General features: G+C 67.2%; 11 protein-coding genes. 1 reads left to right on the forward strand and 10 read right to left on the reverse strand.

What is annotated here, in order from left to right:
• Position 1 precedes the first annotated feature (1 nt).
• Genes O7A70_RS18470 through cbiE form a run of 5 tightly spaced genes read right to left on the reverse strand, consistent with a single transcriptional unit; the run spans position 2 to position 4,512 of the window.
• Positions 2-1,315, reverse strand: coding sequence for a cobyrinate a,c-diamide synthase (locus O7A70_RS18470; RefSeq protein WP_337141671.1), 1,314 nt, complete (start codon positions 1,313-1,315; stop codon positions 2-4).
• A complete protein-coding gene (gene cobA, locus O7A70_RS18475) occupies positions 1,312-2,130 on the reverse strand; it encodes a uroporphyrinogen-III C-methyltransferase (protein ID WP_337141672.1) in 819 nt (272 codons plus the stop codon). The genes O7A70_RS18470 and cobA overlap by 4 nt, the downstream gene beginning before the upstream one ends.
• Complete coding sequence (gene cobM / locus O7A70_RS18480) at positions 2,127-2,891, reverse strand: precorrin-4 C(11)-methyltransferase (protein WP_337141674.1); 765 nt, start codon at positions 2,889-2,891, stop codon at positions 2,127-2,129. Before cobM ends, cobA begins: the two co-directional genes overlap by 4 nt.
• Complete coding sequence (locus O7A70_RS18485; protein WP_337141909.1) at positions 2,888-3,274, reverse strand: cobalamin biosynthesis protein; 387 nt, start codon at positions 3,272-3,274, stop codon at positions 2,888-2,890. The genes cobM and O7A70_RS18485 overlap by 4 nt, the downstream gene beginning before the upstream one ends.
• A complete protein-coding gene (gene cbiE, locus O7A70_RS18490; protein ID WP_337141675.1) occupies positions 3,271-4,512 on the reverse strand; it encodes a precorrin-6y C5,15-methyltransferase (decarboxylating) subunit CbiE in 1,242 nt (413 codons plus the stop codon). The genes O7A70_RS18485 and cbiE overlap by 4 nt, the downstream gene beginning before the upstream one ends.
• Before the next feature lies 1 nt (position 4,513).
• On the opposite strand from cbiE, the gene O7A70_RS18495 reads away from it, so the two are divergent.
• Positions 4,514-5,281 carry a cobalt-precorrin-6A reductase gene (locus tag O7A70_RS18495; RefSeq protein ID WP_337141676.1) on the forward strand — a complete coding sequence of 256 codons (768 nt, stop codon included), beginning with the start codon at positions 4,514-4,516 and terminating at the stop codon, positions 5,279-5,281.
• On the opposite strand, the gene O7A70_RS18500 is transcribed toward O7A70_RS18495, so the two are convergent.
• Genes O7A70_RS18500 through cobN form a run of 5 tightly spaced genes read right to left on the reverse strand, consistent with a single transcriptional unit; the run spans position 5,245 to position 12,269 of the window.
• Entirely contained in the window at positions 5,245-6,009 is a 765-nt protein-coding gene (locus O7A70_RS18500) for a precorrin-3B C(17)-methyltransferase (RefSeq protein ID WP_337141677.1), read from the reverse strand. The two genes, O7A70_RS18495 and O7A70_RS18500, sit on opposite strands and share 37 nt — an antisense overlap.
• Entirely contained in the window at positions 6,006-6,764 is a 759-nt protein-coding gene (locus O7A70_RS18505; protein ID WP_337141678.1) for a precorrin-2 C(20)-methyltransferase, read from the reverse strand. Before O7A70_RS18505 ends, O7A70_RS18500 begins: the two co-directional genes overlap by 4 nt.
• Entirely contained in the window at positions 6,761-7,393 is a 633-nt protein-coding gene (locus O7A70_RS18510; protein WP_337141679.1) for a precorrin-8X methylmutase, read from the reverse strand. The genes O7A70_RS18505 and O7A70_RS18510 overlap by 4 nt, the downstream gene beginning before the upstream one ends.
• Before the next feature lie 2 nt (positions 7,394-7,395).
• Positions 7,396-8,862, reverse strand: a complete 1,467-nt coding sequence (cobG, locus tag O7A70_RS18515) for a precorrin-3B synthase (protein ID WP_442921193.1) — start codon at positions 8,860-8,862, stop codon at positions 7,396-7,398.
• A complete protein-coding gene (gene cobN, locus O7A70_RS18520; RefSeq protein ID WP_337141680.1) occupies positions 8,859-12,269 on the reverse strand; it encodes a cobaltochelatase subunit CobN in 3,411 nt (1,136 codons plus the stop codon). Before cobN ends, cobG begins: the two co-directional genes overlap by 4 nt.
• Positions 12,270-12,271 lie beyond the last annotated feature (2 nt).

Raw genomic sequence — 12,271 nt, forward strand, 5'->3', positions numbered from 1 at the left:
TCTAGGCCCGCGCAATGGCGTGGAAGAAGGTGCCACTGACATGGCCACGCCGGTAGCCGGAAGCGCCGAGCGGATTGCCCTGGCCGTCGGCGAGGTCGGCCAGCGGCTCATCATTGCCGGTGGCCATCATCTGCGCATAGTGGAATTCGTGACCTCGGATCAGTGCGCCTTGCGGCCCCAGCGGACAGTCGGCGCGCAGCCGTGCTTCACGGTAGCCGAGATTCATCTTGCGCCTGGCGAAGCTGGTGGAATGGCCGAGCAGGCCGAGCATGCGATGCGTTTCGCCGCCGGCATCCTCCAGCGCTTCACCAAGCACCATGAAGCCACCGCACTCACCATGGATCGGCTTCTTCTCGGCGAAACGCGCCATTCCCACATGGAAATTCGTGGCGGCGGCCAGCTTGCCGGCGTGAAGCTCTGGATAGCCGCCGGGCAGCCAGCAGACATCGCAATCCTCGTCCGGCGCTTCGTCGGCGAGCGGCGAGAACGGGACAATTTCCGCGCCTGCCTTGCGCCAACAGGCGGCGACATGCGGGTAGAGGAAGCTGAAGGCGGCATCCTCGGCCAGTGCGATGCGCTGGCCGGGCGGCCGCAGCGCGTCGGTGAAGTCGCCAATCGCCGGGGCGAGGGGTGTTGCCAGCGCCATGACCGCGTCGAGGTCGAGCGACTTCTCCGCCATGTCGGCGAGCCGGTCGAGATGCGCCATCAGATCGTCATATTCGCCGGCCTGGACGAGGCCGAGATGGCGTTCGGGCAAATTGAGCGACGGGTCGCGCAAAATAGCGCCGACGACTGGCAGGCCGATCGCCTCGACGGCGTCGCCGGACAGCCGCCGGTGACGCTCGCTGCCCAGCCGGTTGAGCACGACGCCGGCCATGCGCACATCCGGATCGTAAGTGGCAAAACCCTTGGCGACGGCCGCCGCCGTGGTCGACTGGCCGGACACGTCGAGCACCAGCAGCACCGGCAGGCCGTAAAGCCGGGCAAGATCGGCGGCCGAACCGGTGCGCCCCGACGAGGCCGGAATACCGTCGAACAGGCCCATGGCGCTTTCGAGGATGACGAAGTCGGTATCGTCAGCCGCCTGTGCGGCCAGCGCATTGAGCAGCGACGGTGACATCGCCCAGCTGTCGAGATTGACACCGGTCAGGCCGGTGGCGGCGGTGTGGAAGCCGGGGTCGATATAGTCCGGGCCGGATTTGGCGCCGCGCACCTTCAGGCCGCGCCGGGTGAGCGCGCGCAGAATGCCGATGGTGACGCTGGTCTTGCCCGAGCCGGAGCGCGGCGCGCCGATGATGATCGCGCGCGCCGTCATGCTTGCGCTGCCAGTGCCGCGCGCATCGCGACGATGCCGCCGACGACGATCAGTGCCGGTGAGGCGAGCCCGGCAGCCGCCGCTTCCTCGGCAATGGTGGCGAGCGTGGCGACGACGGTTCGCTCCTGCGGTGTCGTCGCGGCGACAATCACGGCCGCCGGCGTCGATGGCGCCAGTCCGCCGTCGAGCAGGGCGGCTGCTATCAGCGGCAGATTGGCCATGCCCATATAGACGACCACAGGCTGGCCGGTGCGGGCGATCGCCGCCCAGTCGATGTCGTCATCGGTGCCGGCGGCGTGACCGGTCGCCAGGATGATAGCCTTGTTGATGCCGCGCATGGTGGCCGGGATGCCGGTGGCGGCCAATGCGCTGAGGCCAGATGTCAGGCCCGGCAGCACACGGAACGGGATGTTTTCGCGCGCCAGCGCCAGCGCCTCTTCGCCGCCACGGCCGAAAATATAAGGATCGCCGCCCTTCAGCCTGACGACGCGGCGGCCTTCACGCGCCAGCCGCACCAGCAAAGCGGTGATGTCGTCCTGCTTCATCGAGGGCTGGCCGCCGCGTTTTCCCGCAAAGAAAAGCTCGGCGTTACCGGCCACTGCCACGACATCAGGCGAAACCAGCGCGTCGTAGACCAATGCATCCGCTTCGGCCAACGCCGCCAGCACTTCCAGGGTCAGGCAGCCAGGGTCGCCGGGTCCGGCGCCGGCCAGCCAGACATGGCCCCGCTCAAGCGGACGCGGCTTGAAGTTCAGCCGCGCGAGCGCCTCTTCGAGCGTGGCGTTTTCGCCTTTGTTTCTGGTGCTGCCGCTCACAATCCGTCCCGTCCGCGAAAACGCCGCTGATAATGGGCGTCGTATAATGAACTTTCGCCAAAGCCTTCCGCCGCCAGCGAGCGGCCGACGAAGATGAGCGCCGTACGCTCCATTGGATCGGCGGCCAGTAGCGCCTCGATCGTCTCCAACGTGCCGGTCAGCACCCGCTCGTCCGGCCAGGAGGCGCGGAAGACGATCGCGACCGGGCAATCGCCGCCATAGTGCGGCGTCAGTTCGGCGACGACGCGGTCGATGGCGTGGACGGCAAGGTGAATGGCCAGGGTGGCGCCGGTGCGGCCGAAGCCGGCCAGCGTTTCGCCGGGCGGCATTTTCGACGCACGTCCGGAAACGCGGGTCAGCACCAGGCTTTGCGCGACTTCGGGAATGGTCAGCTCGCGGCGAAGTGCTGCCGCGGCGGCGGCGAAGGAAGGGACGCCCGGGGTCATCGTGTAGGGGATGCCATGCTTTTCCAGCCGGCGGATCTGCTCGGCGACAGCGCTCCACACCGACAGGTCGCCGGAGTGCAGGCGGGCAACGTCATGGCCGGCCTTGTGGGCCGCCAAATATTCAGCCTCGATCTCGTCCAGCGACATCGGCGCGGTGTCGATCAATTTTGTTCCCGGCGCGCAATGCTGGAGCAATTCCGGCGCGACGATCGACCCGGCGTGGAGGCAGACCGGGCAGCTCGCCAAGAGCCTTGCGCCACGCAGCGTGATGAGGTCGGCCGCACCCGGACCGGCGCCGATGAAATGGACGGTCATGGCGCGTCTCCGCTGATGGCGATGGCGCAGGTGACCGCGCCGAGCACAGTGCGTGGACCAAGCAGGCTGGCGCCTTTGCCGGCGACGGCAAGGGCGGAGGCTTCCGAGACCGATGGGGTGCCGGCCAGGTCCCGCGAGAGGCTGGAGTTGCTGAGCGTCCGCGGCGAGGCGACCTGAAGGGCTGCGTCATCGACGATGATGACCGGAAGGTTCAGTTTTCGACCAGCGGCGGCGATCGCGTCTTCATCCTTCTTTAGCGCCGCGGTGGCCAATGCCGAAAGAGCCGTCATCGCTAATCCGTGCGCTTCCAGAGCGGTTTCGATCGCCGCGAGCACGTCCTCGACGGTGACGCCCTTTCGGCTGCCGATGCCCGCGACCATCATGGCTTCACCCAGCTCCATTGCGTGACCGGCATGGCCGGCCGCCATGCCCGCATGGAGCCGACCGGCGAAGCGCGGGAGATGCCGATGCGGGTGAGGTCGCCGCCGCGCTTTGTGTGCTGGGCGAGAAGCAGGGCTTCCATTTCCAGCGTCACCGCGTTGGCGACAAGACGGCCACCGGCGCGCAGGGCCTTGATGGCGGCGGTCAACACGCCGGCGTCGCTGCCACCGCCACCGATGAAGACGGCATCGGGCGCCTCCAGCCTGGCCAGTGCCTTGGGCGCGCTGCCTTCCACAATGACGAGGCCGGGAACGCCGCAGGCAACGGCGTTGTGGCCGATGCGGGCGGCGCGGACCGGATCGGCCTCGATGGCGATAGCGCGCATCGAAGGGTGGGCAAGCATCCATTCGATCCCAATCGAACCCGAGCCGGCGCCGACATCCCACAGCAATTCGCCGCGCCTCGGCGCCAGCGCCGACAGGGTGACGGCGCGGATTTCACGCTTGGTGATCTGGCCGTCATGCTCGAACAGATGATCGGCAAGGCCTGATGTGAGCGGCAGCACGCGCGCTTGCGAAGCCGAATCAATTTCGATGGCCAGCACGTTGAGTGGATTGATGTTTTCGAGGTTGAAGGCGTCGGCACGAACCGAACGCAATGTCTCCTTCGGCCCGCCTAACGCTTCCAAGACCGTCAACCGCGAAGTGCCGAAGTCTAGTTCGGTGAGCAGGCGCCCAATTGCAGCTGGTGCATCGCCATCCGATGTCAGCGCCAGGATGCGTGCGTTGGGCTGCAGCAGCGGGCGAATCAGGTCGATCGGGTGGCTGTGCAGTGAGATGATCTCGATGTCCTGCAGCGCCCAGCCAAGACGGGCGGCTGCCAGCGAAATGGCTGACGGCGCTGGGATGACATGCATCTCGCGCGGGTTGACCTTGCGGGCGAGGGTGGCGCCGACCCCGTGGAAGAACGGGTCGCCGGAGGCGAGCACGCAGACGTTTCTGCCGGCAAGCGCCAAGACCTCGGCCATCCCGGCATCGAACGGAACCGGCCAGGGTCGCGGCTTGCCCCTGGCAAAGGAAGCGACGAGCGCCAGGTGCCGCTTGCCACCGAAGATGAACTCCGCCTCGGCGATCCGCCGCTTGGCCTCGTCGCCGAGACCCGCTAAACCGTCCTCGCCGATGCCGACGATGGTGAGCCATCTTGTGTTGAGCTTGGCGCCGCGCGGACCCTCAGCAGGCATGATGACCCACCGCATTCTGATCCTTGGCGGTACCACCGAAGCCCGGCAACTGGCCGGAGAACTGGCGGCGCGCGCCGATTGCTCGGTCACGCTTTCCCTGGCCGGCCGCACGCAAAGCCCGGTCGCGCAGGGTGTGCCCGTGCGAAGCGGAGGATTCGGCGGCGTCGATGGTCTGGCTGCTTATCTCAGCGAGACAGCCACTGGTCTGCTGATTGACGCCACGCATCCCTACGCGGCGCGAATCTCCGCCAATGCGGCGATGGCCGCGCGCAAGAGCGGCGTGCCGATCCTTGCCTTGCGGCGCCCGGGGTGGGAGGCCGGCCAAGGCGACCGCTGGCTTGAGGTCGACAGCGTTGCCGAGGCCGCGCGGGCGCTTGGCGATGTGCCGCGCCGCGTGTTTCTGGCGCTGGGCCGCCAGGAGGTCACCGCCTTCGAGGCGGCGCCCCAGCACCATTATCTCATCCGCAGCGTCGATCCGGTCGAGCCGAAGCTGGCGGTTGCCGATGCCGCGTACCTGTTGGCGCGCGGACCGTTTGACGAGACCGACGAGCGCGTGCTGCTCGAAAAACATCGGATCGATGTCGTGGTATCGAAGAACAGCGGTGGCGCAGCCACCTATGGCAAGATCGCAGCCGCGAGGGCGCTTGGCATCGAGGTGGTCATGGTGCGCAGGCCCGATCTGCCGGACGTGCCTTCGGCTGAAACCGTCGAAGCGCTGGCCGCGATGGTGCCTCATTTTGTGGAGCCCGATGCCGAGCGCGGCGTGTAGACCAGCGCCGGCTTGTCGCCGCGCTTGATGATCCGGGTTTCCGGCGAACCGATGATGATGCAGGTCGCCATGTCGGCCTTTTCAGCATCGACATCGGCCAGCAGATAGACCTCGATGCGCTCGTCCGGACGGCCGGCGGCGCGGCCGAAGATCACCGGCGTCGTGCCGGGCAGGATGGCGGTCAGGCATTCGAAGGCGCGGCCAAGTTGCCAGGGACGCGCCTTGCTGATCGGGTTGTAAAGAGCGATGACGAAGCCGGCGCCGGCCGCCGCCAGCAGGCGCAGCTCGATCAAATCCCAAGGCTTCAGATTGTCGGACAGCGAGATGGCACAAAAATCGTGGCCGAGCGGCGCGCCGATACGCGCGGCGACCGCCAGCATGGCGGTGACGCCAGGCACGATGATGACATCAACCGCACGCCATTCGGCCGGACCGGCCTCGATCGCCTCACAGACCGCCGCGGCCATGGCGAACACGCCGGGATCGCCACCGGATACCACGGCGACGTCGTGGCCCTCGGCGGCTTTGGTCAGGGCCTCCTTGGAGCGGGCGAGTTCCTCACGATTGTCTGAAGCGACGCGGGTCTGGTCGGGGCGGAGGTCAAGCCGGTCGAGATAGGGCTTGTAGCCATAGAAGAATTTTGCCTCCGCGAGAGCGCGGCTGGCTTGCGGGGTGACCTGGTCGGCATTGCCGGGCCCGAGGCCGATGACGGTGAGACGGCCGCTCATGCCTGCGCTCCAGCCACGCCGGGTCGACCGGACCAGCCGGCAACCAGCACGATGGCGAAATAGGGCGCCTTGTCGTCAGGCTTGTCAGCAAGCTTCATCGAGACGCTGCCGGCCATGGTGCCGCGCTCGACATAGACGGCACGCGTCAGCTTGCCGGTCGCCTCCAGCGCCCGCCTGATCTTGGGCAGGTTGCGACCCACCTTCATGATGACGGCGGCATCGGTGTCGGCAAGGCGGCGCGTCAGGTCGAATTCGCTCATCGTGCCAGGCAGCACGGTCAGCACGTCGTCGCCCTGGACGATCGGCACGCCGGTCTGCGACCAGCAGCCGGACATGGCGGTGATGCCGGGAATGACCTCGGTCGGGTAGCGATGGGCAAGGCGCACATGCAGGTGCATGTAGGAGCCGTAGAACAGCGGGTCGCCTTCGGAGAGCACGGCAACCATCTTGCCGGCGTCGAGGTGCTCGGCGACCCTGTCGGCAGACTCCTCGTAGAAACCTGATATCTGCGAGCGGTAGTCGTCGTGATCCTTGTCGATCTCGGTGGTCACGGGATAGAGCAGCGGCAGTTCCAGCATGTCGGGCCGGAAGCGCGCCTCGACGATGGCGCGCGCATTGCTGTTGTTGCCGCGTTTGGCGAAATAAGCCACGACATCGGCCTCGGCCAAGGTCCGTGCGGCCTTCAGCGTCAGCAATTCGGGGTCGCCGGGACCGGTGCCGACGCCGACGAGACGGCCTTTGGGGAGCGCGTTCACAGGCCCGGCCTCGCCAGTGAATTGAGCGCTGCGGCGGTCATTGCGCTGCCGCCAAGCCTGCCGCGCACGATGGCGTAGGGCACGCCATAGGAATTGTCGGCAAGCGCATCCTTGGATTCGGCAGCACCGACAAAACCGACTGGCATGCCGATGATGGCGGCTGGCTTAGGCGCGCCATCGCGCAGCTTTTCCAGCAGGTAGAAGAGTGCGGTCGGCGCATTGCCGATGGCGACGACCGAACCGGCCATGCGCTCGCCCCAAAGGTCGATCGCGGCGGCCGAGCGGGTATTGCCGATCTCCCTGGCGATGTCGTGCGTGCGCTGGTCGCGCAAGGTGCAGATCACCTCATTGCCGGCCGGCAGCCGGGCGCGGGTGACGCCATGCGAGACCATTTCCGCGTCGCAGAAGATCGGCGCGCCGGCCGCCAGAGCGGTGCGGGCGGCGGTGACGAAATCGTTGGAGAAAACGAAACGACTTGCTGCCTCGACCTGGCCGCAGGCATGGATCATGCGGATGGCGACATCGGCCTCGGCTTCGGAGAAGCGCGACAGATCAGCCTCGGCGCGAATGATGGCGAAGGAGCGCTCGTAGATCGCCGTGCCGTCGTGGATATAGTCGTAGGCGGCCATGCTCATTCCTGTTTGTAGGTCTCAGCGATGCCGGCCGGTCCTAGCCTTGTCAGGCAAGCGGCGGCGGTTTCGCCTTGAAATCGTGCGCTGCGGATCACCGCCGCGACGCGGCTGATGCCGCGCGCGGCGTCATAGCCCGGCCTGTAGCCGGCAGGAAGGGCCTTTGCCGTCGCGTTCACGACAAGTCCGGCTCCATTTTCACCGCCGACAATTGTTAGTGCTGCTGGGCCGGGATGTGCGCAGCCCTTGGCGCAGCCGGAAACGTGCAGGGTAAAGTCGAGGATGTCCGCGTTTTCGGCGGCGATCGCCTCGGCGATGTCGCGGGTCGCGATCCGGCCGGACGCGCAGGCCGGCGTGCCTGGGCAAGCGGCGATGCGCGTGCGCGGGTCGGCGGGGGAGGTGACGAAGCCGAGGGTGGCGGCGGTGTCATGAAGGGATTGTTTGGCGTCCGCCGGTTGGCCGAGGAACAGCAGGGCGCGGCCCGGTGCGAGGCGGACCTCGGCGGTGCCGAGGGCGAGAGCTTTTTGCACGAGGCCGATGATTTTGTCCGCCGGCATGCTGCCGTAGGGGAGGCCGATGCCGAGGGCGTGGCCGTTGTTCACGTCGAAGATGCCAACCGGTAGGCGGCTGCGCTCTACGGCGCCCCCCTCTGTCCTGCCGGACATCTCCCCCTCAAGGGGGGAGATCGGCAGCTTTGCCCCTAGCACTTCCGTTTCAACGTCAAGAATTGGCGAAGACAGCGATAACAGCGCAATCTCCCCCCTAGAGGGGGAGATGTCCGGCAGGACAGAGGGGGGCGCCACAGAGTGCCAGCTTGCGAGAGACTCCAATTGCCGCCTCGACAAATCCCGCGTGTGCGCCTCACGGCCTTTCTCGGCAACCATCCGCAGCGCCGCGACAGCAATGTCGCGCGCCGCATCCTCATCCGCCACAGCGAGCGGCCTCGCGGTCCGCCCATCACCAGCAACTGACACCCGCCACTGGATCCCCACATCGGTCCGCGTTGCAGCGAGCCGCACATCCGCCGTCACCGCATCCAGCGTCAGTTGCCCGCCGCCGTCGACGATCACCGCAACCTTCGGCCCCAGCCTTGTTGCCAGCCCGGCTTCCTCAACGGCCACCCTGATCCGCTCAGCCATCGGCCTCGGATCGGCGATCTCCCGCGGGTCAATGCCGGCCAGCGGGCCGGTCTCGACCGGGACGCCGGTGCGCACCGCGATGCCCAGCGCATCGACCTCCGCTGTCAGCAACGCAGCGCTTTCCGCTGTCAGGCCGCGTATCTGCAGGCTGCCGCGCGCCGTTACTTCCATGATGCCGTTGCCGTGCCGCACAGCGGATTCGGCCAACGCGATCAAGAGCTTCGGCGATAGGCCACCGGCGACCGGGTTGAGCCGCACCAGCAGGCCGTCGCCTGTCTGCATCGGTGCCGACAAAGCAGGGCAGGCGCCACGGCGCGAGAAGGCGTTCATGCCGCGACCCCGAGCGCGTTGGCCTCGGCGATCAGTGCGGCGAGATCGTCGTCGATGGAATTGCGCAAGGGATGCCAGAGGCCGCGCCGGCGCGCCGACAGGAAGCGCTCGGCGATGACTTTGGCGGCGGCGGGATTTTCGCGCAGGATGAAGGCGCGAACTTCCGGATCGCCGAGATAGGCATCGTGCACCGCCTCGATCAACGCGCCTGAAATGGCATGGGTGGTCTCGGCGAAGCCGACCAGCCGGTCGACGGTCTCGGCGAATTCGGAGGCGCCGCGCGGACCGTGGCGCATCTGTCCTGATATGAAGCGGGCGTTGACGGCACGGGCACGCACCACGCGCGACACCGCCTCGCCAACCGATCGCGATTTCGGCTTCCGCGGGTCCGTGGTGTCGAGCACGATGACGTCGGCGTTCCTGCCGAGTGTGGCCAAGGCGGCCGAAAAGCCGCCGATGAAGGCGACGTCGGCGGAACCTTCGAGAATGTCGCGGCCGGGGTCGTCGCCGGTGTGGACCAGAAGATCGGCTTCGGCAATGCGGCCTTCAAACGCTCCGGGTGCCGAGACCCCTTCGCCGCCGGCACCGCCATAGGCATGCGAGGTGGCGTCGAGATAGGCGCGGCCGATTTCTTCCCGCGCCGCCCAGTCGCCGCTGGACAAAATCTCTTCGACGCCGGCGCCGTAAGTGCCGGGCGAGGTGCCGAAGATGCGTGGGCTGACCTTGCCGTCGGCGCGGGTCCTGGCGGCGAGCGGGTTTTCTGAATCATCCTCGTCGCGCGCTGCAACGGCGTTGGCGGCGGCGTCGATCAGTGCGATCTGGGTCGGGAACATGTCGCGGAACAGGCCTGATATGCGCCAGGTGACGTCGACGCGCGGGCGGCCGAGCGTCGCCGGCGGCAGCACCTCGATGCCGGTGATGCGGCCGGTCGCGGTATCCCATTGCGGCCGGCAGCCCATCAGCGCCAGGCCCTGCGCGATCTCCTCGCCGCCGGTGCGCAGCGAGGCCGAGCCCCAGAGGTCTGTCACCAGCGAGCGGGGCCAATCGCCATGCGATTGCATGTAGGCGCGCACTACTTCTTCCGCCGCCGCCTTGCCGAGATCATAGGCGGTCGGGGTCGGCATGGTGCGCGGGTCCGATGTGAACAGGTTGCGGCCGGTGGGCAAGACATCGGAGCGCCCGCGCGCGGGCGCTCCGGCCGGGCCTGCCTTGACGTGACGGCCATCGAGCGCGGCGAGCAGCGCGGCCTTCTCGGCTTCCGCGCTTTGCCTGCGCATGGGGTCGGGCTGGTCGTCTGGGACGCGGCCGTAGATATGCAGCCCGTCCTTGATGGCGAAATCCTTGAGATCGCAGAGCCAGGCGTCGATGCGGCGCAGCGCTTCGTCGGGCGCATCGGTCTCGGCGACGCCGGCCTCGGAGGCGAGGCCGGTCTTTTGCGCGGTTTCGACAATCAGTTTCGCCAGCCGGTCACGACGACGGCGGTCGAGGCCGTCGGCCTGGGCGTATTCGTCGACCAGCCGTTCGAGCCGTTGCTGGTTCTCGTCCAGTCCGGCGCCTGTCAGCGGCGGCGGCAGATGACCAAGCGTGACGGCGGCAATGCGCCGTTTGGCCTGTGCCGCTTCGCCGGGGTTGGAGACGATGAAGGGATAGATGACGGGCAGGGAGCCGGTGACGATCTCGGGGAAGCAGGTTTGAGACAGCGCGACGGTCTTGCCGGGCAGCCATTCCAGCGTGCCGTGGGCGCCGACATGGATGAGGGCGTGGACGCCGAGCGATTTGCGCAGCCACAGGCCGAAGGCGATCAAAGCGTGGCGCGGAGGCAGCGTCGGGTCGTGGTAGTCGGCGCGGCGGTCCGCGGAACGGCCGCGGTCGGGGGCGAGTGCGACGGTGATGTTGCCGAAATGCGCGGCGCGGAAGGCGAAGTGTTTTTTGCCTGATAGCGAAGGTCTTCGCGAGGCGCCCCCCTCTGTCCTGCCGGAGGGGGGCGCCTCGCGAAGACCTGTCTCATCTTCCGCTCTGCCCCAAGCAGCCTCTACCGCAGCAATTGCCGCTGCCGGCAACTCTGTCGAAAAGGAGTGATAGTCGTCCAGCCTCAGCCCATCGTCGCCGCGCGCCAACAAATCCAGCAATTCACGCGGCGTTTGTGGAATCCCTTCAACGGCATATCCTTGTTGCTTAAGGTCCCGCAGTATGGCCAGCACGCTGGACGGCACATCCAGCCCGATCGCATAGCCGGTGCGGCCGGGAGCACTGGGATAATCGGGAATGAGGATCGCCAGCTTGCGTTCGGCGCGCGGGGTCTGCTGCAAACGGATGAAGGCCGCTACGCGCCTAGCCACTTGCTCAACACGATCCAGTTCCGGCTGGTTGGCCAACGCACGATGGCCCAGCGCCGGGTCGACATCGCTCTCGCCCTTGAAAGAGATGGCGCCGGCAAGGATGCGGCCATCGAGTTCGGGCAGCACGACATGCATGGCAAGGTCGGCGGGCGCCAGCCCGCGCTGGTTGTTTTCCCACACGTCGCGGCGCGTGGTGGCGACGATGACCTGGAAGACAGGCACGCAGGCTCGGTCGAACAGCGTTTCCACGCCGGGCTCGGCGCCAGAAGCGAAAGCGGTCGCGGTGATGATGGCGGCGGGTTTCAGAGATGCGATGGCATTTTCGACGAACGCCAGGGACACCGGATCCTTGAGACTGGAAACGAAGATCGGGACCGGTGCCAGTCCCTGGGAGTGCAAAGCCTCGGCCAGCACATCGATCGGGGCGACATCGGCTGCAAGCAGCATCGATCGGTAGAAGAGAATCGGGATGATGGGAGCGCTGGCATTTGAAAGGTGCGGCTGTTCTGCGACCCCCAATCCAGATTGATAGTAACCAGCCTTAGGCACGCTGACCGGACTGGCGACGGGCGTATCCTGTCCAGCCAGGCCTGCCAGCCTGTGCACCAGCGCGCTCATATTGGCCGGGCCGCCCTCGCGGAAATAGCCGAGCAGGCCGTCCAGTTCGGCGCGCGGCAGAGTCGAGGCTTCGATCAGCCTGAGATCCTCGTCATGGCTTTCACCCGGAAGCAAAGCCAGTCTTATGCCGCGCTCGCGGGCGATTGCCGCGAGCTGGTCGCAGCCATAGCGCCACCAGTCGTAGCCGCCGAGGATGCGCACCATGATGACCTTGGCATGGCGGGCGACGCTGTCGATCCAGAGATCGACGGACATGGGATGGCGCAGGTCGCGCAGTGCGGCGAGCCGCATCGACGGCGGGCGATCGGCGTCGGCCTTCCATGCAGCCGCCAGTCCGGCGAGATCGCTGTCGGTGAAGGACAAGGCCACGATATCCGCCGGCGTCTGCCGGAGATCGACAGGCTCGGCGAGATCGTCGAGCGAGGCGGAGGTCGTGGTGAGGATGTGCATCG

This window comes from Mesorhizobium sp. Cs1299R1N1, from assembly GCF_037179655.1.
Taxonomy (GTDB): domain Bacteria; phylum Pseudomonadota; class Alphaproteobacteria; order Rhizobiales; family Rhizobiaceae; genus Mesorhizobium; species Mesorhizobium salmacidum.